31 protein-coding genes, 2 pseudogenes and 1 riboswitch are annotated in these 23,625 nt (G+C 35.7%); of the genes and pseudogenes, 24 read left to right on the top strand and 9 right to left on the bottom strand.

Annotation, left to right across the window (positions count from 1 at the left end):
• Nucleotides 1-12: 12 nt before the first annotated feature.
• The 8 genes from DYQ05_RS14690 to rpsB form a co-directional block, all read right to left on the bottom strand.
• Complete coding sequence (locus DYQ05_RS14690; protein ID WP_252723348.1) at nt 13-453, bottom strand: site-2 protease family protein; 441 nt, start codon at nt 451-453, stop codon at nt 13-15.
• A 28-nt stretch (nt 454-481) separates the two neighbouring features.
• Nucleotides 482-1,366: a site-2 protease family protein gene (locus DYQ05_RS10215; protein WP_252723349.1), complete on the bottom strand. Its 885-nt coding sequence runs from the start codon at nt 1,364-1,366 to the stop codon at nt 482-484.
• A gap of 69 nt (nt 1,367-1,435) precedes the next feature.
• Nucleotides 1,436-2,551: a 1-deoxy-D-xylulose-5-phosphate reductoisomerase gene (dxr, locus tag DYQ05_RS10220; protein ID WP_206183378.1), complete on the bottom strand. Its 1,116-nt coding sequence runs from the start codon at nt 2,549-2,551 to the stop codon at nt 1,436-1,438.
• The gene (locus tag DYQ05_RS10225; protein WP_252723350.1) at nt 2,551-3,297 is read right to left on the bottom strand and encodes a phosphatidate cytidylyltransferase; all 747 of its coding nucleotides are present in this window, start codon (nt 3,295-3,297) and stop codon (nt 2,551-2,553) included. The genes dxr and DYQ05_RS10225 overlap by 1 nt, the downstream gene beginning before the upstream one ends.
• A gap of 216 nt (nt 3,298-3,513) precedes the next feature.
• On the bottom strand, nt 3,514-4,197 hold the full coding sequence (uppS, locus tag DYQ05_RS10230) for a polyprenyl diphosphate synthase (protein ID WP_024468776.1): 684 nt from the start codon (nt 4,195-4,197) through the stop codon (nt 3,514-3,516).
• On the bottom strand, nt 4,198-4,755 hold the full coding sequence (gene frr, locus DYQ05_RS10235; RefSeq protein ID WP_020965925.1) for a ribosome recycling factor: 558 nt from the start codon (nt 4,753-4,755) through the stop codon (nt 4,198-4,200). It lies immediately after the preceding gene.
• 99 nt (nt 4,756-4,854) lie between these two features.
• Nucleotides 4,855-5,697, bottom strand: coding sequence for a translation elongation factor Ts (gene tsf / locus DYQ05_RS10240; protein ID WP_020965926.1), 843 nt, complete (start codon nt 5,695-5,697; stop codon nt 4,855-4,857).
• An 18-nt stretch (nt 5,698-5,715) separates the two neighbouring features.
• Nucleotides 5,716-6,591 (bottom strand): 30S ribosomal protein S2, encoded by an 876-nt coding sequence (gene rpsB, locus DYQ05_RS10245; protein WP_020965927.1) that lies wholly within the window; start codon nt 6,589-6,591, stop codon nt 5,716-5,718.
• Between the two features lie 270 nt (nt 6,592-6,861).
• On the opposite strand from rpsB, the gene DYQ05_RS10250 reads away from it, so the two are divergent.
• The 23 genes and pseudogenes from DYQ05_RS10250 (at nt 6,862) to DYQ05_RS10370 (ending at nt 20,282) form a co-directional block, all read left to right on the top strand.
• The gene (locus DYQ05_RS10250) at nt 6,862-7,095 is read left to right on the top strand and encodes a hypothetical protein (protein WP_206183379.1); all 234 of its coding nucleotides are present in this window, start codon (nt 6,862-6,864) and stop codon (nt 7,093-7,095) included.
• Nucleotides 7,055-7,723, top strand: coding sequence for a HEAT repeat domain-containing protein (locus DYQ05_RS10255; RefSeq protein ID WP_206183380.1), 669 nt, complete (start codon nt 7,055-7,057; stop codon nt 7,721-7,723). The genes DYQ05_RS10250 and DYQ05_RS10255 overlap by 41 nt, the downstream gene beginning before the upstream one ends.
• 46 nt (nt 7,724-7,769) lie before the next feature.
• Complete coding sequence (locus tag DYQ05_RS10260) at nt 7,770-9,029, top strand: WG repeat-containing protein (protein ID WP_024465972.1); 1,260 nt, start codon at nt 7,770-7,772, stop codon at nt 9,027-9,029.
• Between the two features lie 40 nt (nt 9,030-9,069).
• Nucleotides 9,070-9,777 carry a HEAT repeat domain-containing protein gene (locus DYQ05_RS10265; RefSeq protein ID WP_206183381.1) on the top strand — a complete coding sequence of 236 codons (708 nt, stop codon included), beginning with the start codon at nt 9,070-9,072 and terminating at the stop codon, nt 9,775-9,777.
• A complete protein-coding gene (locus tag DYQ05_RS10270) occupies nt 9,774-10,100 on the top strand; it encodes a hypothetical protein (protein ID WP_206183382.1) in 327 nt (108 codons plus the stop codon). Before DYQ05_RS10265 ends, DYQ05_RS10270 begins: the two co-directional genes overlap by 4 nt.
• A gap of 307 nt (nt 10,101-10,407) precedes the next feature.
• Entirely contained in the window at nt 10,408-10,689 is a 282-nt protein-coding gene (locus tag DYQ05_RS10275) for a hypothetical protein (RefSeq protein WP_020965936.1), read from the top strand.
• Nucleotides 10,690-10,707: 18 nt separating this feature from the next.
• A pseudogene (locus tag DYQ05_RS14370) lies at nt 10,708-11,280 on the top strand (RHS repeat domain-containing protein); the annotation flags it as partial.
• Nucleotides 11,281-11,284: 4 nt separating this feature from the next.
• The gene (locus DYQ05_RS10285) at nt 11,285-11,692 is read left to right on the top strand and encodes a HEAT repeat domain-containing protein (RefSeq protein ID WP_024466174.1); all 408 of its coding nucleotides are present in this window, start codon (nt 11,285-11,287) and stop codon (nt 11,690-11,692) included.
• A 3-nt stretch (nt 11,693-11,695) separates the two neighbouring features.
• Nucleotides 11,696-12,310 carry a colicin D domain-containing protein gene (locus tag DYQ05_RS10290; protein WP_206183383.1) on the top strand — a complete coding sequence of 205 codons (615 nt, stop codon included), beginning with the start codon at nt 11,696-11,698 and terminating at the stop codon, nt 12,308-12,310.
• A complete protein-coding gene (locus DYQ05_RS10295) occupies nt 12,311-12,586 on the top strand; it encodes a colicin immunity domain-containing protein (RefSeq protein WP_206183384.1) in 276 nt (91 codons plus the stop codon).
• Nucleotides 12,583-13,056 carry an SMI1/KNR4 family protein gene (locus DYQ05_RS10300; protein ID WP_206183137.1) on the top strand — a complete coding sequence of 158 codons (474 nt, stop codon included), beginning with the start codon at nt 12,583-12,585 and terminating at the stop codon, nt 13,054-13,056. Before DYQ05_RS10295 ends, DYQ05_RS10300 begins: the two co-directional genes overlap by 4 nt.
• A 206-nt stretch (nt 13,057-13,262) precedes the next feature.
• Nucleotides 13,263-13,796: pseudogene (locus tag DYQ05_RS10310) on the top strand (RHS repeat-associated core domain-containing protein); the annotation flags it as partial.
• A complete protein-coding gene (locus DYQ05_RS10315) occupies nt 13,784-14,428 on the top strand; it encodes a hypothetical protein (protein WP_020965942.1) in 645 nt (214 codons plus the stop codon). The pseudogene DYQ05_RS10310 and the gene DYQ05_RS10315, both read left to right, overlap by 13 nt.
• Before the next feature lie 71 nt (nt 14,429-14,499).
• A complete protein-coding gene (locus tag DYQ05_RS14375; protein WP_206183385.1) occupies nt 14,500-15,003 on the top strand; it encodes an RHS repeat-associated core domain-containing protein in 504 nt (167 codons plus the stop codon).
• Nucleotides 15,004-15,007: 4 nt separating this feature from the next.
• Entirely contained in the window at nt 15,008-15,274 is a 267-nt protein-coding gene (locus DYQ05_RS10325; RefSeq protein ID WP_024465756.1) for a DUF7710 domain-containing protein, read from the top strand.
• 60 nt (nt 15,275-15,334) lie between these two features.
• The gene (locus DYQ05_RS10330) at nt 15,335-15,937 is read left to right on the top strand and encodes an RHS repeat domain-containing protein (protein ID WP_206183386.1); all 603 of its coding nucleotides are present in this window, start codon (nt 15,335-15,337) and stop codon (nt 15,935-15,937) included.
• A 24-nt stretch (nt 15,938-15,961) separates the two neighbouring features.
• Nucleotides 15,962-16,441: a HEAT repeat domain-containing protein gene (locus DYQ05_RS10335; protein WP_225969225.1), complete on the top strand. Its 480-nt coding sequence runs from the start codon at nt 15,962-15,964 to the stop codon at nt 16,439-16,441.
• Between the two features lie 44 nt (nt 16,442-16,485).
• Nucleotides 16,486-17,019, top strand: a complete 534-nt coding sequence (locus DYQ05_RS14380) for an RHS repeat domain-containing protein (protein WP_493666648.1) — start codon at nt 16,486-16,488, stop codon at nt 17,017-17,019.
• Nucleotides 17,020-17,021: 2 nt separating this feature from the next.
• Nucleotides 17,022-17,456 carry a hypothetical protein gene (locus tag DYQ05_RS10345; protein ID WP_016479499.1) on the top strand — a complete coding sequence of 145 codons (435 nt, stop codon included), beginning with the start codon at nt 17,022-17,024 and terminating at the stop codon, nt 17,454-17,456.
• Nucleotides 17,457-17,497: 41 nt separating this feature from the next.
• Complete coding sequence (locus tag DYQ05_RS10355) at nt 17,498-18,427, top strand: RHS repeat domain-containing protein (RefSeq protein ID WP_493666649.1); 930 nt, start codon at nt 17,498-17,500, stop codon at nt 18,425-18,427.
• A gap of 8 nt (nt 18,428-18,435) precedes the next feature.
• Nucleotides 18,436-19,386: a leucine-rich repeat domain-containing protein gene (locus DYQ05_RS10360; RefSeq protein ID WP_029410899.1), complete on the top strand. Its 951-nt coding sequence runs from the start codon at nt 18,436-18,438 to the stop codon at nt 19,384-19,386.
• Between the two features lie 192 nt (nt 19,387-19,578).
• On the top strand, nt 19,579-20,082 hold the full coding sequence (locus tag DYQ05_RS10365) for a HEAT repeat domain-containing protein (RefSeq protein ID WP_206183388.1): 504 nt from the start codon (nt 19,579-19,581) through the stop codon (nt 20,080-20,082).
• Nucleotides 20,070-20,282, top strand: coding sequence for a hypothetical protein (locus DYQ05_RS10370; RefSeq protein ID WP_206183389.1), 213 nt, complete (start codon nt 20,070-20,072; stop codon nt 20,280-20,282). Before DYQ05_RS10365 ends, DYQ05_RS10370 begins: the two co-directional genes overlap by 13 nt.
• A 320-nt stretch (nt 20,283-20,602) precedes the next feature.
• On the opposite strand, the gene DYQ05_RS10375 is transcribed toward DYQ05_RS10370, so the two are convergent.
• Complete coding sequence (locus DYQ05_RS10375) at nt 20,603-20,752, bottom strand: hypothetical protein (RefSeq protein WP_020965952.1); 150 nt, start codon at nt 20,750-20,752, stop codon at nt 20,603-20,605.
• 422 nt (nt 20,753-21,174) lie between these two features.
• Here DYQ05_RS10375 and DYQ05_RS10380 point away from each other — a divergent pair, with 422 nt between their 5' ends.
• On the top strand, nt 21,175-23,268 hold the full coding sequence (locus DYQ05_RS10380; RefSeq protein WP_206183390.1) for a methyl-accepting chemotaxis protein: 2,094 nt from the start codon (nt 21,175-21,177) through the stop codon (nt 23,266-23,268).
• A 131-nt stretch (nt 23,269-23,399) separates the two neighbouring features.
• Nucleotides 23,400-23,493, top strand: a riboswitch (THF riboswitch).
• Nucleotides 23,494-23,625: the final 132 nt, after the last annotated feature.

Raw genomic sequence — 23,625 nt, forward strand, 5'->3', positions numbered from 1 at the left:
AGTAAAAAAAAATTATCCTTTAAAGAAAAACCAAAAATCTCCCCACAAGGCAAATAAAAATACTGCACCGATAAAAGCGAAACCTATAAACTGAATATAATATAAAATTTTTGGGCGAATTTGCCTTCTTAAAACAAATTCCGTTAAAGCGAATAAGATAAGTCCGCCGTCCAAGACGGGAACCGGCAGTAAATTCATTATAAAAAGAGAAATGGAAATTAAACTTACTATGTTAAGCACATCGGAAAGTCCTGTTAAAAAACTTTCTTTAAAGCCCTGCTCTGCGGTATCGCCTAAAATATGGGTTATTCTTAAAGGCCCTGAAACGGCTTGTTTTAAATCCACTCCTTTAAACAATAAACCGAAACTTTTAAAGGTAAGCGCAATGGTTTTATGCGTTAAAATAAAACCGTTTATAAAGCTTTTAAAAAATCCTGTTCCCGGTATATCCACCTTAACGGTTTTAATTTTTAAACCTAAATCAAATCCCTGTTCGGTTCGTATTAAATTTACCGTTTTCGTTATTTCTTCTCCGTTGCGTAAAACGGTAAATTCGGCCGTTTCCGCAAGAGATTTTTTTTAATACGGCCTCTAAATCCCGCGTATTGCGTATTTGCTCCCCGTCCGCCCTTATGATTATATCACCTTCTTTAAGACCGGCCGCTTCAGCCGCAGATGAAGGAACCGTGCCCGCCAATTCCGCAGGTACGTAAGAATAAAAGCCTATAACTCCCGCCCCTGTTTTAGGGTCGAGTTTCGGTATCAGCTTTTTTTCTAAAATTTCTCCGTTTCTTTCTATCACAAGAGTTACTTCTTCCTTGGCCTGCGGAACAATCAGTTTTACTATATCGGAAAAAGTTTCCGTTTTTTCTCCGTTTATGCTTAATATCTTATCGCCCATTTCAAGCCCTGCAAGACGCGCAGGAGAATCGTCCTTTTCGTTATAATAATAAACCGGTGCAATTTGATTCGAGGTTGTATAATATGTTGAGCCTATTGCACTTACTATAGATAAGGCTAAAATTGCACTTAAATAATTTGCAAAAGGCCCTGCAAAGGCAATTATAATCCTTTTAAAAGGGTGTACCGAATAAAGCCCTCCTTCTTCCTTGGGCATTGCCGTAAGTTTTTTTTCGATTGCTTCTCTAAAAGCGTTTTCGCCTTTCATTCCGCAATAGCCCCCCATAGGAATTGCTGAAAGCCTATATTCGGTACCGCGGAATTTTTTCTTAAAAAGAACCGGCCCCCAGCCTATCGAAAAAGTTTCTACTATAACACCTGAAAGTTTTGCGGCAATAAAATGCCCCAGTTCATGTATAAAAACCATTACACTTAAAATAAACAAACCTATTAAAATTTTTATCATAATTTAATTCCTATCCGTAATTTTTTTATCAAATTTAAATTTTTATACCGTTTATAAGTTTTAAACGATTTATGCCAACGCCGTTATATATTTTTCGGCGAGTTCTTTTGCCTTACTTTCCAAGCTATAAACTTCCGTATAAGAAGAAGGTTTCAAAGTCCAATCGGAATCCAAAACCCTCTGCACTATATAAGCCAAATCGGTAAATTTTATCTTTCCGCAAAAAAACGCCTCAACGGCTTGTTCATTTGCGGCATTAAACGCAATAGGATAAGCTGCCAGTTTTTCCGCGGCAAGAAAACCCAAATCAAGCATGGGAAAATCTTCCCGTCTGGGCGGAATAAATTCCAGCTTAAGCATTTTTTCAAAATTTAAAGGCGGCAAATACCCTATAGACATTTTTTCAAAAGAAAGCGCATTTAAAATAGGATTGCGCATATCGGGAGGCGACATTTGCGCATAAACCTCGCCGTTTAAGGTTTGCACCATTGAGTGCACTATGCTTTGAGGGTGTACCGTAACTGTAATCTTGCAGGCCGGTACTCCGAAAAGTTTTACGGCTTCAATTACTTCCAAAGCCTTGTTTGCAAGAGAAGCGGAATCTATAGTTATTTTTCCGCCCATATTCCATGTAGGGTGCTTTAGAGCGTCATTTGCCGTCATATTTTTTAATTCTTCAAAAGGGGTATTTCTAAAGGGACCGCCCGAAGCGGTTATAATAATACGGCTTATGTTTTCTTTTTTATGAGCCGCAATTAAATTAAAGACGGCGGCATGTTCGGAATCGACGGGGATTATTTTTGAGCCTGTTTCCGCAGCGTGTTCAAAAATCAACTCTCCCGCGGTAACAATCGTTTCTTTATTTGCCAAGGCCAAATCCATACCTGCATTTACAACCTCTACGGAAGCTCTTAAACCCTGTGAGCCGGCAATTCCGTTTACGGCAATATCCGCATTCGATTCTTCTATCAATTTTTTTACCGTTCCGCTTAAATCCGCTGCGGTGGAATAAAAAAAAGCATTGGGGAATTCGGTTTTTATTTTTTCCCCGAATTCAATATCCGAGTGAACGGAAAAGCCTGTAAGTTCGAATTTATCCGGGAAGGTACGTAATACGTCAAGCGTACTTTTTCCTATGGACCCGCTTGCTCCCAAAAGCAAAACTCTTTTTTTTCCGGTTTGCATTACCGCCCGCCGAATAAAAATTTAAAGGAAACGTAAAAAACGGGAGCAGCCAAAAGAAGGGAATCCAGACTGTCCAAAATTCCGCCCCTGCCGAGAATAATTTTGCCGGAATCTTTTACATCGGCGGAACGCTTTAAAATGGATTCTATCATATCGCCTAAAATTGCCGCAGAAGCGGTTAAAACCGAAAGGATAATAAGCTCGGTTAATTTGCCCCCGAATTCCTTATAAAAAATTTTATGCACCAAAAAAGCGACCGCAACGGGCCCCGCATATCCGCCTATAAAGCCCGCAATACTTTTTTTAGGACTTGCTTTTATTAAACCTCGATTATTTTTTCCGAGTATCATTCCGAAAAACCACGCTATGGAATCGCTTGCGAATGTCATAAGATAAAAGATAAGCAAAACTTTGTTGGCATTCGGAAAGACCGTCAATACGGATAAATAGATGGAAAGGCCCCACGGGTATAAAAGCATAAATATTCCGCTTGCCAAACGGGAAATACTGTTTGTAAAAGTTCCTCCGAAAGAAAATACGGCTTCCGAAATCATTATAAAAGCTATTATTATTCCGAAAGCGTCAAATAAATATTTTCCCGAAAAAAACTTCAAACCTGCAAAGTAAGAAAGTAAAATTAAAACCGAACCGAAAACACTCATTATCTTCGGAGGATAAGAATGTATTTTTTGAGATAAAATATTATAAATCTCAAAATTTGCAATAACGGCCGCACTAATTAACATTATATGATATACTAAAAAAATTATAATGCGGGAAAAAATAAATTGAAGCTAAGATAAGAGGGCCGCCTATAAAAAAGACAAGCAGCCTTTCAATCAGTTTTCTCATTTCGGTTTATATTTACTCCTTATAATTTTTACATTTTACTTTACGGAATTTTTTACTTGCGTATTTACCCGCACGCTTACGGTATCTTACAGCAGGCATTTAAATCGTCATTACGCCTTGCCGAATCTTCTATCCCGTTTTTTATATGCCTCTATTGTATCATATAAATCCTGTTCTGTCCAATCGGGCCATAACTTTTCCGAAAAAAATAATTCGGAATATGCGCTTTGCCACAATAAAAAATTACTCAGTCTTTTTTCTCCGCTTGTGCGTATAAACAAGTCTACAGGCGGGATTCCCGCAGTATCAAGTTTTTCGGAAAAAAAAGCCGTATCCAGCTTATTTAATTCTTCAACCGACAGCTTTTTTATTGCACGGATAATCTCGTCCTGCCCCCCGTAATTTATTGCAAGAACGACGGAAGTTCCGCTGAAATTCGAGGTTTTTTCCTTTACATCGGAAATTTCTTTTTGAATATCTTTCGGAAGACCTTCAATATCTCCTATATGCAAAACCCGCAAATTATTTTCCGCATAAAAATTAAATTCCGCCCTCAAGTGCCTTTTTATAAGGCCCATTAAAAAACCTACTTCCTGTTCGGTACGCTTCCAATTTTCAGTGGAAAAAATATAGAGGGTAATATAGGGAATTCCGAAAGCGGCAGCGGCTTTTACGATTTTTTTTACCGTTTTTAAACCTTCGTCATGCCCTGCCGTTCTTGGAAGTCCCCTGTTTTTTGCCCATCTGCCGTTGCCGTCCATAACAATAGCTATGTGTTTCGGATTAGAAAGCATTTAATTTTCCATTATTTCTTTTTCTTTTACTTCCAAAACCTTATTTATTTCGGCAATATAAGAATCGGTAAGTTTTTGTAAAGAATCTTCAGCCGTTTTTTGCCGGTCTTCGCCCAACTCTCCCGTTTTTTGAAGTTTTTTAAGAGCATCTATACCGTCCCGCCTTATATTGCGGATTGAAACTCTTGATTGTTCGGCAATATTTTTTGCTTTTTTTGCCAAATCCTTTCGGCGCTCTTCCGTTAAAGGCGGAATGGAAATACGGATTATTTTCCCGTCATTCGTAGGATTGACCGAAAGGTCCGCCTGCAAAACAGCCTTTTCTATTTCGGTTAAAAGAGATTTATCCCACGGCTGAATAACCACAAGTCTTGCTTCGGGAATAGATACGTTTGCAACCTGATTAAGCGGCGTAGGCTGTCCGTAACAGTTTACGCGTACCTTATCGAAAATTGCAGATGAGGCGCGCCCCGTCCTGAGCATATCAAATTCCGACTTTAAAGCCGCAACGGCTTTTTTCATCTTTTCTTCGCAATTAGATTGAACCTCGTTCATCATATTTCTCCAATGTAAATTAAAATTAAGTTAAGCGTTTTAAAAATGCCGGTTGTATACGGAAGTAAGTTGCCGGCATTTTTAAAACTTTCGGCCGAGCTTTTAAGCGTTTACACCAAGCCTGAACATAACAAGTTTGGATAAGCTCAAATTTGAACCTGCAGCCTTTCCGATTTCGGCCATTTTTTTGGAAACTGAAACCTTGTCATCTTTTACAAAGGGCTGTTCAAGGAAACAAATGTCGGATAAATGCTTATTTATTTTTCCTTTTATAATGCCTTCTTTTACGTTTTCGGGTTTATCCAAATCGGCGGTTTGCCCGCGGAAAATTTCTTCCTGTTCTTTAATATAAGCGGAATCCACATCTTCTTTTTTTACGTAAAGAGGAACAAAGGCCGCAGCATGCAGGCAGCAATCGTAAGCAAAATCCTGTACTTCTTTTTTTCCGAAAATTTCGGGCTTTTCGGCTTTTAAAACCACAATAACGCCCGTTTTTTTGTCGGAGTGAACATAACGCGAAATATACTCATCGGCTTCGGCTTTTACTAAAACAAGCCTCGTTAAATTCATATTTTCACGTACCCGAGTTGCCAAATCCAAAAGTTTATCGTTAAGGTCGGGAGTAATTTCCGAAAGGTTTTTATCAAATGCGGTTTTTGCAATATCGTTACCTACACCGATAAAATCCTCATTTTTAGCAACGAAGTCCGTTTCGCAAGTCATTTCAATCATACAGGCTTTTTTTTCGTCATTATGAATAAGGATTATGCCTTCGCTTGTAACCCTGTCCGCTCTCTTTTCCACTGCGGCAAGCCCTTTTTCTTTTAAATATTTTTCGGCTTCTTTTGCATCACCGTTACAATGCTGTAAAGCCTTTTTACATTCCATCATTCCCGCGCCCGTTTTGTCGCGCAGGGCTTTTACGTCCGATGCTTTAATTTCCATATATGCTCCTATTTTCTTCTATTTATCGTCATATAAATCTTCATCGTTTACAAGCGAATCCTCATCATCGTCATCGGCATTTTTTTCTTCATCTTCCGAAGGAGTATAATTGTTGTAATCGGTGATTTCTTCATCTCTATCCTGATACGGGTCCAAAGCGGAATCGCCTGATTCTTCATCATCTTGCAGGTCTTCAATAATTTTAAGTCCGTGTTCGTTATCGGCTTCGATTACCGCATTTGCAATTACTCCCGTAAAAAGGGAAATAGCTCTGATTGCGTCGTCATTTCCGGGAATGGGATAGTCGATACCTTCCGGATTGCAGTTCGTATCTACGACGGCAACTACAGGAATTCCGAGCGTTTTGGCTTCGCGTATGGCAATTTCTTCTTTTCTTGTGTCGATGATAAAAAGAATTCCGGGAAGGTCTTTCATTTCTTTTATACCGCCCAAGTTTTTTTCAAGTTTCGCCTTTTCGTGTATTAAGCCCGCAATTTCTTTTTTTGTAAGACTTCCGAAAGTTCCGTCAACTTCCATTTTTTCGATTTTCTTAAGACGTGCAAGACTTTTCTTAATAGTGGAAAAGTTTGTGAGCATTCCGCCGAGCCAGCGGTTATTGACATAGTACATTCCGCATCTTTCGGCTTCTTTTTGAATTGTCTGTTGAGCCTGTTTTTTCGTGCCTACGAATAACACGGATTTACCTTCGGCGGTTACTTTGCGTACCGCTTCATAAGCCGCTCTAATCGCAACAATCGTTTTTTGTAAATCAATGATATGAATTCCGTTTCTTTCCGCAAAGATAAATTTTTTCATTCGCGGATCCCAGCGTTTTACTTGATGACCGAAATGTACACCGGACTCAAGCAAATTTTTCATGGTTACTACAGCCATGTTTCTCTCCTTTGGGCTTCTTAAAAAAACTTAAAGCCCATTCCTTCTCTATTTCTCGAAGGGAAAGCCCCTTCGGATATTTACCGTAAAACGGCATGGGATTCAGTATAGCGTTTTTTGTGTAAGCCGTCAAGTGGCGGGTAATTTTAAAATCAATTACACCGCTTAAAATTTTTTATCCGAGCAGCTTTTCAAAGCATTTTAAAAGAGAGTAAACCGTTAGTTCCTTCCGGAATGCTTTTGCCTATACCGTGGGGGCGTCCGGTACTTGTGAACAGTATACCGACGCCTATCAATCCTCTAAGTGCGGGCGATAAGTTGTTTAAGGCGGGGCTTGCTAAACTGCGAATGAGCCGCGAAGTGCCAAAACTTCGCGAAGAATCGGATAACCGCAAGGGTATCCCCTGTGCGGGCAAAAGCCCCTTGACCGACCGCGACTTAACGGGTATAGTAAAAGATAGGCGTGAATATAAGCAAAATAGAACAGTTGAAAAAAGAATATGAAATCATCAGAGGCTTAGATGAAATAGCCCAAATTACTGCAACTATTTTGGATTTCCATTTAAATTTATTGAAAAACCGAGAAAATAAGGATTTGTATTACCGAATGAGAGCTTATTTTTCGGATAGACCTAAAGAGAAAATACAGGTATTTTTATTGGATAGATTAGATAAGGAACAAGATAATGTGTTAAAAGCCGATATAATACAGATATTGGGTCATATCAAATCAGCCAAAATACTGCCCTATGTAAGGGAACACATAAAATCAAAAGACGGAAATATCCGAGAACGCTGTATAATCGTATTAGGCTGGATGGGAAATAAAGATGATTTACCTATTTTAAACGAACGCTTGCAAAACGATACGGACGATGAACTGAGAGGAGAAGCAGCAACGGCAATGCGTCAGATATGGTTTGCCAAACGGGCAACCGCAGAAGATATACTGCCGTATCTGTACCGCGCTGTTGTAAAAGAGGCGGCGGAAGAAACATTATCGAGTATTATTATCGTTATTCAGGATTTACTGCAAAGAAAGTTCGGCTTGCAGGAACGTATCAACGAAGGCATTATCACGGGCGACCCCGTAAAAGCAAAGGAAAAGGTAATTAAAGCGCTGAAATTATGATAAAATAAAACTGAAATTTTACACTCGGTTATAAGGAGTGAAAGCAATGATAAAATCAACTGAAACAAGAAACATTTTTGAAAGACAGAAACGTAAATTTTATCCGCTTCAGTTTAAACGGATAAAAACACCGATACCGTTTTGGAAAATAAAAGATAATTTAAAACGGCTTATTTTAGTATTAATAGTTTTATTGGGTAGCAAAATGACGGCAGAAGAAACGGAATATTTTAATATATTTTTACAAAATGATGATGAACCTTATTATCAGGATTTTTCTATGTGCAGCGATTATCCTCCCGATATGACGGCATCTCTTCCATGGAAACACAGTTATAAAAAAATATACTATAGCTATTTATTGGGCATCTTTATTGTCAGTAAAGACGGAGAGAAATACGGGTTAGTTGATGAGAAAAACACATCGATTACGCCCTTGCGATATGATGAAATGGATTATTTTACCTATCCCGATAAAATTATATGGGCAAAAGAAAACGGTAAATGGGGCGCACTCAACTACAAAGGAGAAACTCTCATTCCCTTTGTTTATGATAATATAAAGATTCCCAATTCATCATGGTATTTCCCCGTAAGTTTATATGCGGTAGAAAGCAAAGGCAAATGGGGCTTTGTCGATAAGAATAATAAGACGGTAGTACCTTTGATATATGATGACGTGAACTCTTCTTTTAGAGGTTATCCCACTATGAATTACACTGAAGTTAAACAAGAGAATAAATGGGGCGCTATCAATAAAGAAGGAAAGCTCACCGTGCCTATAATATACAATCACCTAAGGTATAGCCGAAATAATCAATATATAGCAGAAAAGGACGGTAAAAGAGGAGTAATAAGCGTAGAAAATGAAATAATAATACCTGTAGAATACGATGCAATTTACCCTTTAAAAGATAAAGAAATTGTTTATACGGTAGTACTCGATGGACTTACAGGCTATATAGATAATAAGGGAACAGTGTTAAGTTTGCCCCGTTATAAAAAAGCTAAAGATTTTTGTAAAGGATTAGCGGAAGTAAGCGAAAACGGCAAGTGGGGAATTATCGATGAAAAAGGAAATCTATTGCTTCCTTGTAAATATAAAACCATAAAAAGATTCCTGTTCTATGACCTTATCTTTGTGTGCGAGAACAACAAATGGGGTGTTATATCCAATGAAGGAAAAGAAATCGTTCCTTGTGAGTATTACTACATAAAAGACCTTGAATACCCCGATACTACTATAAAAGCATATTCATGCGGTCAAAGTTTCGAAATAGATTTTACAGGGAAGGTATTAAAATAAGACAAAAAATAATCGCCAAAACAATATAGGTAAAACGAATATGAACGGAGTAGAACAACTTAAAAAAGAATTCGGTGTTATTGAGAAAAATAAAGATGAGGTTACGCTGATTAGACAAGTAGACGGTTTTATTGAAAAACTACTGTCTTGTAATGATAGTGACAGTTTAGATTTTCATTATTCCTTGCTTAAAAATAAAGAAAACCATTATTTATATACAAGTATAAGGAATGCTTTTAAAAAAAGAGATAAAAATATCATAGAACCCTTTTTATTAAAAAAAATTCAGGAAGAAGCAAACTCTTATTTAAAAGCCGATATAATACAGATATTGGGTCATATCAAATCAGCCAAAATACTGCCCTATGTAAGGGAACACATAAAATCAAAAGACGGAAATATCCGAGAACGCTGTATAATCGTATTAGGCTGGATGGGAAATAAAGATGATTTACCTATTTTAAACGAACGCTTGCAAAACGATACGGACGATGAACTGAGAGGAGAAGCAGCAACGGCAATGCGTCAGATATGGTTTGCCAAACGGGCAACCGCAGAAGATATACTGCCGTATCTGTACCGCGCTGTTGTAAAAGAGGCGGCGGAAGAAACATTATCGAGTATTATTATCGTTATTCAGGATTTACTGCAAAGAAAGTTCGGCTTGCAGGAACGTATCAACGAAGGCATTATCACGGGCGACCCCGTAAAAGCAAAGGAAAAGGTAATTAAAGCGCTGAAATTATGATAAAAGTTTTTTATTACGATTATGCACTTGAGCATGGCATAGATGAACCTCGAATCGTAGATTTACAGACGGCATTACAATGTTTTTACGAATTAACCGACGAGAGTGATAATTTTTTCGGACTTGTCGATGATGATGACAAGTGTATTCAGTTTATGTATTTGGATACGGACGAGTGGTTAGTTGATATTCCATGTCCTCCCGATTTTGTAAATTGGCAAAAAACAGCGGATTATGACGAATGTGTCGCCATAATAAAAGAAGTATATAAAAACAATCGTATTATACCTATTAGAGGAATGGTTAAGCAAAAAACGCTTTAAAACTCACCTCTTGTGGCAAGGATAGTAGCGGCGGCAGAAGCCGTTCCGAAGGAATGAAGCGGACAGCGTAACCGCGGAAAGCCGCCCAAAAGTAAAAGCAAAGGCAAAACTAAGTAAAGTATTGAAATTATGATAAAAAATTCATTATTATAATTATGCCTCTCGCCGGCGCGAGCTTGCAGCTCATGTCCATACTTAAATTTATAAAACTAAGGTACGAGCAAGAGGCTCGCTCCGGAGGGGTAAGATGAAAAAAATGAAGAATGAACTTATATTTAGCGTATCTGGAATGATAGCAGCATATCCAATGAAAAGTGATAAAGACGATATGATGGTAATATGTTTTAACTTATTACGCTTTTCTTATGACAATGGACTTTTAAATGTTTGTCCGTTCGATGAGAATGATGAGTTGCTTATGGATACGATTATTTATGAAGATGATTTGACTGCATTAGGAAAGCGTATTTTTAATGATTTAATGTATGATTGGCTTAATTATACGGATAAAACGGATGGAAAAATTGATAGAAAAAACAATGTAAAAATGCTGGAAAAATATTTTAATAAATTAAACGGCAATATGTAACTTGTAAACGGCAAGTCGTACAGCATAATAACCGACCATATAGGCAGACCGATACAGGCGATAGACGATAACGGCGAACTTGTATGGAGTTGCGATTACGACATATACGGCAGACTGAAAAAGCTAAAAGGAGAGCGAACTTTTATACCGTTCAGGCAAGTCGGACAAATAGAAGACGCTGAATTAGAAGGACTTTACTATAACCGGTACAGGTGGTATAATTCGGAGACAGGTTGTTACATCAGCCAAGACCCGATAGGCTTGGCGGGGAATAACCCTACATTGTACGCTTTCGTAAAAAATGTAAATACGGAAGTGGATGTGTTTGGGTTGAGAGGTCTTTGGAAGCTGACTACGGAAGGCACAAGTAAAAAACGTACAATAGGGCAACATACTTATTATCAACATAAGTCAACAGGATTATGGTGGTCTATAGATACAGCGAAACATGGCGGGTCAGCGTTTAAAGTATTTAAAGAAGGCAAAGGGGGTGTATTAGAATGGTATAGAGATGCTGACAAATATGGAGATTTCATTAATCCTAACAAAAAACATAAAGGAGCTAAAGGGAAAAAAGTATGTGGGGGGTAATGATATGATTGATAATATAAAAGATTATATTAAATTGGCAGACAGTTCCGTTATAGAAGATAATAATAAAACAAAAACCGAAGAATTATCTTCTGAACTGATATTTGAAATAATACATAACTATCCTGAAAGAAAATCATGGCTTATTCATAATAAGCACATTCCGGTTGAAATATTAAAATTACTAAGCAAAGATGAAGATACAGATGTACGATTCACTATCGCAATGAAAAATAGAAATGACAGAGATACATTTGAAATCTTAATGAAAGATACAGATTATTCAGTTAGAATGGCTGTTGTAAGAAATAAAAAACTTCCTATTGATTTGTTAGAAAAAATGACAATGGATAATGAATCTGAAATATCTGATGAAGCAATGAGAATTTTAAAGATAAGAAAAATTATTTAAAGTATGTATTATCTCCGACCATTTAGGAACACCTTTACAGGCAATAGACAGCGAAAGAAAACTATTTGGGAACGAGAACTTGATATTTACGGCAGAATCCGTAAAGAAGAAGGCGAAAAAGGTTTCTGCAATATGCTTTATCAAGATCAATACCTTGATACTGAAACCGAATTGGTATATAATTACAAGCGTTATTACAGTCAAGAGACAGGTTGTTACATCAGCCAAGACCCGATAGGCTTGGCGGGGAATAACCCTACATTGTACGCTTTCGTAAAAAATGTAAATACGGAAGTGGATGTGTTTGGGTTGGATTGTACGATTGATGATAAAAAATTACAAAAAAAATATAAGCATGCAAATGATTTTGGAATTTCTGGTCCTTATAATAAGCAAAATGCAGCTGCCTTCAAAGAAGCGATTTTGTTACACGTAAATGACCCAGACGTAATAAGAATATCTGGTACTTATAGAGGAGAGCCTGTAACTCACTATTATAATGCAAATAATGGTTTGAATGTCATTGTTGATTCTAATGACAATTTTGTTAGTGGCTGGAAATTAAGTCCAGCACAAGAAATGCACATAACAACATCTGGTAATTTAGGAGGAGGATAAATGAGTGTAGATAAATATATCAAGCTGATTACAAAGTTTATCGACAATGCTATTGACGCAAAAGAATTTGAACAGTCTTTTCTTGAAATGTTTAAAACGGAACAAGAAAAAATATCGGAAAAAGATTATCTTGTATTAGATTCTTTATTTGGAGATGTTGATATGTTTTGCTTTGACAGTGAATTGTTTGAAGAAGGAGATTTAACGGAATCGGACTTGCGTAAATCGGCCGAACAAACTCTTGAAAGATTGATAAACAATAAAGATAAAAAATGAATTTATTTAAAGACAGAAAATTACTCTATGAAGGTAGAGAATCTCAACTTTCCGAAGAAGAAATAAGACAATTATTAGGAATTAATTGTGATAAAATTGATAGTTTTATTCAATTATACCTAATATATGATGGCATTTTTTTTCCTAAGCAAGCAATGATGTTTAGACATACGTTTTATACTATCACAAAAGGAGATTGGGATAAAATAGAAATAGGTTTTTTCTTAAAATTTGATGATATAATTAAGACGAGAAAGCTCCAAATAGAAAATAATACCGGGTTAGATTATTTTACCCAAACTCATATTCCTTTTGCTGATGATGGATTCGGTAATGATATTTGGATAGAAATATCAACAGGAGTAATTAAAGTTTTTTATCATGAGTATTCAATTGAAGAAGGATTGATAACAGTAGCTCCTAATTTTGATGATTTTTGTTCTTCATTAGAAAATTGGACACTTAAATAATATACACATTAATATGATAATAACATAATAATTGTTCGTAACATTTTAACATAATTAGCGACCACTTAGGTACACCGATTTTAGCTGCCGACGAGCAAGGCAATAAAGTTTGGGAGCGGACGTTAGATATTTACGGAAGAGTCCGTAAAGAAGAAGGAGAAAAAGGCTTCTGCAATATGCTTTATCAAGGGTAATATCTTGATACTGAAACCGAATTAGTATATAATTATAAGCGTTATTACAGTCAGGAAACAGGAGCTTATATATCACAAGACCCGATAGGATTGGCGGGTGGTAATCCTACTATTTATGGGTATGTGAAAGACCCGAACAGTTGGATTGATGTGTTTGGGCTAGCCTGTTCAAGTACTCAAATGTCTAATAACAGAAAAAATGGTAAAAAAGCAGAAAACTTTATTCACGATAGGTTATTAAATAATCCTGATGTAGAAATAATAGGAAGAAATGTTACTGTATTTTTTGACAAAGCAGATGGAGGAGGTGTTCGCTATATAGATATATTGGCAAGAAATAAAAAAACAGGTAAAATTATTAACGTAGAAGTCAAAAGTGGAAAAGCTAAAAGAAGTGAAAAACAAATAAATAAAGACACTCTTATAAATCAAGGTAAGGGAATTTTTGGAGAAAATGGATTTATAAATAAAAATGATCCTTTAATTGGACAAAAAACTAATAATACAACAACAAGTGTAACTCAAGTGGAACTATGGAAACTATAATCAATAAAATTAAAAGTATATTAGATGATAAAATGCTAAAAGCAGAATTACACTTTGATAATATGTATACTGCTTATATTGGTACATTAAAAAAAGAAGCTCAACTTTCTTATGGTTATTTTTTTGATTTGAGAAAAAAGAACAGACAAGATTATTATTTATTAGATATTTCTTTATCAATACTTCAAAAAGAAATAGCTCATATAAGTAATCAAGTAAAAGTAAAATCTATAGAAAAACGTAATATTCCTGATCAATTAAAAAAAAGACTCCTTAAAAGTATCAAAAAAAGTGCTCCCATAATAGGAGGTGTTTATAATTGGAGAGAGCTTGACACCGTTTTTCAAACCACAAAGGTACAAAACTGTTACATCAATGATAGTTCAGAAATAGAAGGTTATAAAGATGAACTTATTACTCTTTTTGAAAATGGACAAAAGTGGGTACAAAAAGTAAATGATTGGAACTTTTTAGTTCAATGGAATATAAAAAATAATAATGCTCTACAAGCTTTATGTATTTTGAAGTACTTAAATAGAAAAGAAGATTTTAAACACTTAAAAGATGAGTCTATCCTTAAATATAAAGTATTGAACTTACCTATTGATGAATTAGAAAATATAGAATGGTAATGGGTAATACATCAGATGTGTTGTTCAAATCATAACTACAACATTCTCATTAGGTGATGATATAAGACCTTTTGTGCCTTCCGTTTCAAGGGCAGTACTATGATTTTGAGGTAGATTTATGTTATAATAGACACAGATATTATGATTGTAACACAGGTAGTTACATAAGCCAAGACCCGATTTCTATTGCAGGTGGGTTGAACTTATATAGTTATGTCCATGATAGTAATTTTTGGGTTGATATATTTGGGTTAAATGGAAACCCAACATTACCCTCAACTGAAATTGTTAATGAGAATGGGATAATAATAGAGCATTATTATCCCAATGACCATACACCTCCACATGTGCATGTTTATGAACAGGGAAAGAAAAATAGAGCGACAAAAATAGGAGAAAATGGCAAACCATTAAAAAATGAAAGAAACTTAACTGCGAAAGAAGCAAAAGTCGTTAGTAATAATAAGAGTAAAATTAGGAAGTCTATAAGAAAAATAAGAAAATGGCTTGGTGTACAGATACATGGTTCTGCATACACCCAAAATAAACTAAGAAGGACATCATGTAAAAGTTAATAATATGGATTATATATGGATATTTAAAGGCAGCGGGAAAACGGAGTTTCCAAGTGCTGTATTTAGCAAAAAAAGTGATGCTATAAAATGGATTTCAGAAAAAGAACTAACAGGAGTATTGACAAAATATCCTATTGATATTCCTTTATTTGAATGGGCTATAGAAAATGAATATTTTACTCCTAAAAATGAGTTGCAAAAAAATGCAAAAGTGATTGAAAATTTTAACTCTGCATATTTAGAACATTATCATTTTGAGAAAGGGAAGTAAGTAAGATAATATGACCCTTTCGGCAGGCGAATAAGCAAAAGCTACGGCAACCGCGAATTTTTGTACATTTGGGATAAAAATGTACTTTTGCATGAGATAAAAAAGGAGGGCAAACAGGAAGACGAAATAACGACGTGGGTATTTCAAGGATTTACACCTGTCGCTAAGATACAGGGCGATAAATCTTACAGCATAATATCAGACCATTTAGGCACACCTTTACAAGCCATAGATACACAAGGCAATAAAGTTTGGGAGCGAGAACTTGATATTTACGGAAAAGTTAGAAAAGAAACCGAAGAAACCGCTAACTTTGTACCGATGCTTTATCAAGGTCAATACCTTGATAACGAAACTGAATTAGCATATAATAGATTTAGATATTACGATTGTAATACAGGGACTTATATTTCACAAGACCCAATTTCTATTGCGGGTGGGCTAAATGTATATGCTTATGTTCACGATCCGAACAGTTGGGTCGATGTATTAGGGTTGAGAGGGCTTTGGAAGCTGACTACTGAAGGTACAAGTAAAAAACGCACAATAGGGCAACATACTTATTATCAACATAAGTCAACAGGATTATGGTGGTCTATAGATACAGCGAAACATGGCGGATCAGCATTTAAAGTATTTAAAGAAGGCAAAGGGGGGTATTAGAATGGTATAGAGATGCTGGCGAATATGGAGACTTCATTGATCCTAACAAAAAACATAAGGGAACTAAAGGGAAAAAAGTATGTGGGGGATAATGATATGATTGATAATATAAAAGATTATATTAAATTGGCTGACAGTTCTTTTATGGAAGATAATAATAAAACAAAAACCGAAGAATTGTCTCCTGAACTGATATCTGAAATAATACATAACTATCCTGAAAGAAAATCATGGCTTATTCATAACAAACACATTCCTGTTGAAATATTAAAATTACTTAGTAAAGATAAAGATACAGATGTGCGATTCACTATTGCAATGAAAAATAAAAATGACAGAGATACATTTGAAATCTTAATGAAAGATACGGATTATTCGGTTAGAATGGCTGTTGTGAGAAATAAAAAACTTCCTATTGATTTGTTAGAAAAAATGACAATGGATAATGAACCTGAAATATCTGAGGAAGCAATAAGGATTTTAAAAATAAGAAAAATCATTTAAAATATAGCATTATCTCCGATCATATAGGCAAACCTATACAGGCGATAGACGATAACGGCGAACTTGTATGGAGTTGCGATTACGACATATACGGCAGACTGAAAAAGCTAAAAGGAGAGCGAACTTTCATACCGTTCAGGCAAGTCGGACAGATAGAAGACGCTGAATTAGAGGGACTTTACTATAACCGGTACAGGTGGTATAATTCGGAGACAGGCTGTTACATAAGCCAAGACCCGATAGGATTGGCGGGTGGAAATCCTACGATTTACGGGTATGTGAAAGACCCGAATATACAGATTGACCCTTTAGGACTAATGTCCAAAAAGGGAAATGATGCTATAAAACAAAAAGCTCCTATAGACTTTGGGAATGGGTATAGAGGAAGAAAAGATAGCTTTAATTATAAAGGAGAATCTGATTTTGAAATACATATTTATAAAATAAAAGGAAACTCATTAGTAGAAGTTGGGGTAATAGATTCTGCTGTAAATTGGATTAACAAACATGGTCATACTTCTTCACCGGAATTACCTGCAGCAGTTATGAAAAAGGTGAAAAAACTATGTAATAAATGATTATGGCAAAGATAAAAAAGAAAAAGAATATATGGTATTTTGACGATTATTTTGAATTTCTTCATAAAAAAGAAAAAGAAATACCAGAATCGATAAAACATTTTGTATTGGATTCTAAAAGATATTTATTTAACACACAAGAAACTCTTCACGATGCTGTTTTGACCGAATTTAAATTTAATATATCAAAGAATAAAGATAAACTGCTTATAAGTTTTTTATCTCCTTACCGAGACAGGTGTTATAAATTTATGTTTAAGAATATTATAAATATCAGCTTTAAAACAGATGACAAAACATTTAAAAATAATGATCTGATTATTCATCAATTTTTATTTAAATCAAAAGAAATATATACATATGAATTTGTTTTTGCAAATGGTCAAAAAGTAACTATAGATTTCAAGCAGCTTCAAATTATTGAAATAATGAGGTGATGTATAAAAGAAGAAATATTATTGAGCAAGTTGTGTAACGGATAAGTTACAGTTACGAATGGAACGCCAACGGCAGCCTGAAAAGCGTAAAACGAGCCGACGGCAAAGAAATAAACTTTACGTATGATGCTTTCGGCAGGCGAATAAGCAAAAGCTACGGCAGCCGCGAATTTTTGTACATTTGGGATAAAAATGTACTTTTACACGAAATAAAAAAGGAGGGCAAACAGGAAGATGAAATAACAACGTGGGTGTTCGAAGGCTTTACCCCGACGGCAAAACTTGTAAACGGTAAGGCATATAGCATTATCTCCGATCATATAGGCAAACCTATACAGGCGATAGACGATAACGGCGAACTTGTATGGAGTTGCGATTACGACATATACGGCAGACTGAAAAAGCTAAAAGGAGAGCGAACTTTCATACCGTTCAGGCAAGTCGGACAGATAGAAGACGCTGAATTAGAGGGACTTTACTATAACCGGTACAGGTGGTATAATTCGGAGACAGGCTGTTACATAAGCCAAGACCCGATAGGATTGGCGGGTGGAAATCCTACGATTTACGGGTATGTTTTTGACAGTAATATAGAAGTTGATATATTAGGACTGGCAACTGTATATTTAAGAAATAATGAAATTTATGTGGGAAAAGCTAAACAAAATGCAAAGACAAGATATAAAAGTGACAAAGTAAATTCGGCTACAGATATATTTACAGATATACCTGATACAGATACGGCACAAGGAGTAGAAGATGTAGTACATGATAGATTATTATTAAATAAAGATTTAACTGATAAAGTAAAAAATATAAATAAACCCGTAAGAATAGGAGATAAGAAAGGTAGAAGGAAAGATGGTATAAAATGGTTGAAGCAGAAATACGGAGAAAATTATTTAGAAGAAATAGATAAAAAAATAAAAGACCATTATAGTGAAAATGGTAATGGTTGCAAAGCAAAATAATATCAAATATGAAAGAAGATTTAAAACTTAATTCCGTATCAGATTCGGAACTCAATAACTTGGATAAAACGATAAATAATTATGACCGAATTTATATTGAAAATTCGGCGGAAGAATTAATCTTGGATAAGGTAAATACTGTTTTGTCCAAACACGATATACCGGTTTTATTATGGATTGATGAGCATCTTAAAAATTATTCGGGTAATTTGCACATATTAAGAAGCCTTACCAATATCAAACAACTTGATATTTTTGTTGCCGCCGGAGAAATAAGTTCTCTGTCGGACATAAGCTTTATTAAAGATTTACAAGTATTGAAATTGCGGAAAAACTTTAAAAAGGGAATATCACTGAATGATTTAAAAAAGTTTTCAAGACTAAAACATTTCGAACTTGAAAACGGATTAACTTCAAAGCAGCATTCATTTATTGATGAATTGACAAGTCTTAAAACCTGTGCAGTCTTTGACTTGGATTTGGATAAAATAATCCCCAAACTTACACTTAAAATGCTTAGGATATATAGAAAACTTTTAAGTTGCGAAAAAATTATGGAAGTTTTTCCGAATCTTACCTCTTTATATTTGGAAAAATGTAAAGAAATGGATTTAAGTCATATTGGACAATTGCCTCAGATTCAGGAAGTTTGGTTAAGATATATGCCCTTAGTTTCTGCCATTCCCGAATTTATTAATCCCGGCAATATAAAATTGTTCCAAACAACTCATTTACCTAAACTGGCGGATGTTTCGGAAATATTTAAAATGAGTAATTTGGAATCCTTAATGATGACTGATTTATCATTATTAAAAGCAGATGATTTCAGCAGATTAAGTGAATTACCGAATTTAAAAATAGCTTATATAACTTTCAAAGACCCCAAAGAAAACTTAAAATTTTTTGAATTTTGCCAACGGAATAACTGGATTTACAAACAACCCGCATTAGTTAAATAGTAAAAAGGTCAATACCTTGATACCGAAACCGAATTGGTGTACAATAGATATCGCTACTACGCCCCACTCCGGCGCTAGCTTGCAGCTCGTGTCCATACTGAAATTTACAAAACTAAGGTACGAGCAAAATGCTCGCTCCGGAATGGAATGTATTGCTTTCGGCAGGATAACAGAATAGAAAAGAAAACAATAATGAATATACAAACGGAAATCAATAAAATATTAGAGGACATTATAAAAGAAAAACGGGAATTTGTGCCTTATAAACAAATTCTTCGAATTTCGGAATTGTTACTAAACTCAAACGATGATGATATGTTGGAATATCATTTTTCTTTATTGAAATTGAACATAGACGCAACTTTGTATCATCATCTTTTTGAGGATTTTGAGAAACGTCCCTTTTCGATTATAGAGCCTTTTTTATTAAAAAAAATACACGATGCACAGGATATTTTTTTACGGGGAGAAGCAATACGGTTATTAGGTTCTATCGGTTCAAATAAAATATTGCCCTATGAAAAGGAACATATTAAATCAAAAGACAAAAATATCCGTGAACGCTGTATAATTGTTTTAGGCCGGATGGGCGATAAAGATGATTTACCTCTTTTAAACGATAGGTTACAAAACGATACGGACAATGAGTTAAGAGGAGATGCAGCAACGGCAATGCGTTCTCTTTGGATGGATTAAAAAGCAACCGCAGAAGATGGCCGTATCTGTACCGAGCCGTTGTAAAAGAGACGACAGAAGAAACCTTGTCGAGTATTATCATCGTCATTCAGGATTTACTGCAAAGAAAGTTCGGCTTGCAGGAACGTATCAACGAAGGTATCATTACAGGCGACCCCGTAAAAGCAAAGGAAAAGTTAATTAAGGTGCTTAACTTATGATAAAAATTTTTTATTACGATTATGCTCTTGACCAAGGCGATAGAAGAGCCTCGCCTTGCCGATTTTATAAATCGGTAAGGCGACAAAAATAAGAGTTAAGCAATACTTGAACATTTCCCGAAAGTTGTGTAAAATATATTATATGAAAAGTACAAGAAGTCCTATTGACATAAATATGGAAATAAATATAATACCCCCCCCCCCCCCCCGAAGGAAACCGGTAAATGTTTAATTAAAAACCGTAAGCCTGACGGTAACGTACAGTCCGCTTTTAAATTTACACATTTTAAAAAAAGACTTACATTAAACGACTTAGGACTTCATATCGATAAAACCGAATTAAACTCATCGTCGAGTTTTTTTATAGTCAAGTTTTGCACACCGCACGTGCAAAACACCGCCCAAACAACACCACGGCACCCGTTAAAACAGCCTGTCTTTAAAAAGCCGCCATTTCGCACTTTATTCATTTACATCTCCAACTCGGAAAATACTCAATTTATAGCAGCGCAGCATTCGTCCTTTAGCAATACTGCGCACCTCCGTACATATAGGCCACCTTTCGACGGTATTTTCATAACCGAAGTGCAATCCCTAATCCTCAAGGGTAAAATCTGTTTCAAAAAAAATCCGGGCATGGCTGAAAAAAAGGAAAAGATTATAGGGAAAGGAAAAGCCGAACATACGGCTTTTGGAATAAATCTCTCCTTAAAAAAAGGGTGCCGTCCTTTCCCGTTAAAAAGGGACTGTTATAATGGCTAAACGATATTTAAAATAAAGTTAATAAACTTATAACCTAATTAACTGCAGGTTGTTATACTCAAGTTTAAAATAAATGCGGAAACACTTTAATTTAAATTCCGCAAAACAAACTGAACAAAAAGGAAATATAATGAAAAAACGATTTTCAATAAAAGCAAAACTGCTTACGGTTTTCGGCTTACTAATCGGAACTGCAATCTTTTCTCTCGGTATTTTATCAATGCAATTTATAAAAAAGGCCATAAGGGAAAAAATTGCCGACCACCTTATAGATAAGGCGTCCGATACCGCTGAAATCATTGACGGAAACATACATGCTTTTTTTCAATTTTTAGAAGGCATAGCACGTACCCCCGCATTAACCGATACGGAGCATTCCTACGATGAAAAAATAGCTCTTTTAAAAAAAGAAGCGGCTTTTAATCCAAAAATAAGAAGTTTGGAAATAAGCGATACCGCAGGTAACGTATATAAATCCCGAACTCAAACAATTAAAGTCGGAGACCGCGAATGGTTTAAATCGACAATAAAAGGGAAAAAATTTGTTACGGAGCCCTTTATTTCACGTTCAGACGGCAAGCTGGCAATTACCTTCGCCGTTCCTATCTATGACAATAACCGCAATATAATAGGCACTCTGGCTGCCGATGTCCCTGCCGAACAGCTTACGAACGATATATCGGATATCAAAATAGGCGAAACCGGAGACTGTTACATTATAGGTTTAACCGGAACTACTATTGCACACAAAGATTTCGATGCGGTAATGGGTCAACTTAATATGATTGAAGAAAGCAAAAAAGATTCGTCAAAGGCTTCATTGGGAACCTTTTTGGAACAGGCTTTAAAAAATAATACGGCTGAAGTCGGTTATTACAACTACGAAGGAAAAAATTATATCGCATCTTATGCAAAGATAAAAACAAGCAGCTGGACGGTTATTATTAAGGCTCCGGTTAAAGAATTTATGGGAATAATTACTTATTTACGAATACTGGCATATACACTGGGCTTTTCCGCCCTGTTTATTACGCTCGGCATTACCTTTACTACCGCCAATATGCTTGTAAAGCCGGTTTTAAATGTAGTTACCGCCTTAAAAAATATAGCTCAAGGAGAAGGAGATTTAACGGTACGTCTTCCGCTTCACGGAAACGATGAGATTACGGACCTCGCCTTATACTTCAATAATACAATTAAAAAAATAGGCGCTTCAATTAAATCCATAGAAGGCAATGCTCAAACTATGAAAGGAATAGGTTCGGATTTATCCTTAAATATGAGCGGCACCGCAAGCTCCGTAAATCAAATCAATAACAATATAAACGGCGTTAAAGAAAAAGCCGTAAGTCAGGCATTAAGCGTTACGGAAACGGCGGCTACGGTGGAACAGATTATTCGCACCATAAAACAGCTTAATAACAGTATTGAAACCCAAGCCGCTTCGGTAGCTCAATCTTCCGCTTCCGTTGAACAAATGGTTGCAAATATAGCTTCAATAAGTCAAACCTTGGAAAAAAGCGACGACGTTATTAAAGAGCTTGCGGCAGCTACCGCAGACGGTAAAGAAACTCTTTTCTCTTCAAATACCGTTACTCAAAAAATTTCGGAAGAATCGGGCTCCCTTATGGAAGCAAGCTCCGTTATTCAGCACATAGCAAGCCAGACCAATCTTTTAGCTATGAATGCGGCGATAGAAGCCGCTCATGCCGGAGAAGCGGGAAAGGGTTTTGCCGTTGTAGCCGATGAAATCAGAAAACTTGCGGAGGAATCTTCGGCTCAAGGAAAAACCATTACTTCGACATTAAAAACTCTTTCAAATGAAATCGAAACTCTTTCGGAAGCGTCAAAAACCGTAGAAGAAAAGTTCAATGCAATTTTTTCGTTGGCGGAAAACGTAAAGGATATGAGTAACCGCATTATGGACGCTATGAGGGAACAGGCAAACGGAAGTAAAGAAGTGTTAAATGCAATACGCAACATAAACGAGGTAACCGTGGAAGTAAAGGCCGGTTCCGAACAGATGCTTAAAGGTGGGGAAGGTGTAGCCGATGAGATGAATAAGCTTGATAATTTAACCCGCACTATAACAAACAGTATGAATGAAATGGCTTTTAAAGCGGTTAAGATAAATAATGCCGTACAGGAAGTAAACGAGATTACTCAAAAGAACAAGATGAGTATCGAAGCCTTAGCTCAAGAAGTAAATAAATTTAAAGTGTAAACTTTTTAAAATACGGATTTTCAAATCCTATTAATTTATTTATAAAAGAGTTTTAAAACATTAACCTTGCTTTTTTAAAAAGCTCTTGACATAAACTGGTTTATTATTTAGTATGGCTTACAATAAACTTATACAGAGTAGGTATACCGCGTTAAGTATCCGCAGATGGGACGTCGCTGCGGAGCGAAATGATTTTTCATGCGGTGGTTTACCGCTTCCGCTGTATTTATGCTAAGAATATTAAACTTTACCATCATAAAGGTATCTTTTAAAAACTTCCGTTTTTAAAAGATACCGATAAATCTTTCTTTGTAGTAAAATGTTTAAAATTACTTATCTTACTGCCGGATTATACTC

Source organism: Treponema pedis (assembly GCF_017161325.1).
GTDB classification, from domain to species: domain Bacteria; phylum Spirochaetota; class Spirochaetia; order Treponematales; family Treponemataceae; genus Treponema_B; species Treponema_B pedis.

Bases quoted from the DNA above. Each gene is read 5' to 3' on its own strand.
- DYQ05_RS10325 (WP_024465756.1), top strand. From the start codon at position 15,008: ATGGATTATATATGGATATTTAAAGGCAGCGGGAAAACGGAGTTTCCA.
- DYQ05_RS10265 (WP_206183381.1), top strand. From the start codon at position 9,070: ATGAACGGAGTAGAACAACTTAAAAAAGAATTCGGTGTTATTGAGAAA.
- DYQ05_RS10365 (WP_206183388.1), top strand. From the start codon at position 19,579: ATGAATATACAAACGGAAATCAATAAAATATTAGAGGACATTATAAAA.
- DYQ05_RS10380 (WP_206183390.1), top strand. From the start codon at position 21,175: ATGAAAAAACGATTTTCAATAAAAGCAAAACTGCTTACGGTTTTCGGC.
- DYQ05_RS10315 (WP_020965942.1), top strand. From the start codon at position 13,784: ATGGAAACTATAATCAATAAAATTAAAAGTATATTAGATGATAAAATG.
- frr (WP_020965925.1), bottom strand. From the start codon at position 4,755: ATGATGAACGAGGTTCAATCTAATTGCGAAGAAAAGATGAAAAAAGCC.
- DYQ05_RS10270 (WP_206183382.1), top strand. From the start codon at position 9,774: ATGATAAAAGTTTTTTATTACGATTATGCACTTGAGCATGGCATAGAT.
- dxr (WP_206183378.1), bottom strand. From the start codon at position 2,551: ATGCAAACCGGAAAAAAAAGAGTTTTGCTTTTGGGAGCAAGCGGGTCC.
- DYQ05_RS10215 (WP_252723349.1), bottom strand. From the start codon at position 1,366: ATGATAAAAATTTTAATAGGTTTGTTTATTTTAAGTGTAATGGTTTTT.
- DYQ05_RS10375 (WP_020965952.1), bottom strand. From the start codon at position 20,752: ATGAATAAAGTGCGAAATGGCGGCTTTTTAAAGACAGGCTGTTTTAAC.
- DYQ05_RS10285 (WP_024466174.1), top strand. From the start codon at position 11,285: ATGATTGATAATATAAAAGATTATATTAAATTGGCAGACAGTTCCGTT.
- uppS (WP_024468776.1), bottom strand. From the start codon at position 4,197: ATGCTTTCTAATCCGAAACACATAGCTATTGTTATGGACGGCAACGGC.
- DYQ05_RS10360 (WP_029410899.1), top strand. From the start codon at position 18,436: ATGAAAGAAGATTTAAAACTTAATTCCGTATCAGATTCGGAACTCAAT.
- tsf (WP_020965926.1), bottom strand. From the start codon at position 5,697: ATGGAAATTAAAGCATCGGACGTAAAAGCCCTGCGCGACAAAACGGGC.
- DYQ05_RS10295 (WP_206183384.1), top strand. From the start codon at position 12,311: ATGAGTGTAGATAAATATATCAAGCTGATTACAAAGTTTATCGACAAT.
- DYQ05_RS10345 (WP_016479499.1), top strand. From the start codon at position 17,022: ATGGCAAAGATAAAAAAGAAAAAGAATATATGGTATTTTGACGATTAT.
- DYQ05_RS10335 (WP_225969225.1), top strand. From the start codon at position 15,962: ATGGAGACTTCATTGATCCTAACAAAAAACATAAGGGAACTAAAGGGA.
- DYQ05_RS10260 (WP_024465972.1), top strand. From the start codon at position 7,770: ATGATAAAATCAACTGAAACAAGAAACATTTTTGAAAGACAGAAACGT.
- DYQ05_RS10275 (WP_020965936.1), top strand. From the start codon at position 10,408: ATGAAAAGTGATAAAGACGATATGATGGTAATATGTTTTAACTTATTA.
- DYQ05_RS10290 (WP_206183383.1), top strand. From the start codon at position 11,696: ATGTATTATCTCCGACCATTTAGGAACACCTTTACAGGCAATAGACAG.
- DYQ05_RS10225 (WP_252723350.1), bottom strand. From the start codon at position 3,297: ATGTTAATTAGTGCGGCCGTTATTGCAAATTTTGAGATTTATAATATT.
- DYQ05_RS10300 (WP_206183137.1), top strand. From the start codon at position 12,583: ATGAATTTATTTAAAGACAGAAAATTACTCTATGAAGGTAGAGAATCT.
- rpsB (WP_020965927.1), bottom strand. From the start codon at position 6,591: ATGGCTGTAGTAACCATGAAAAATTTGCTTGAGTCCGGTGTACATTTC.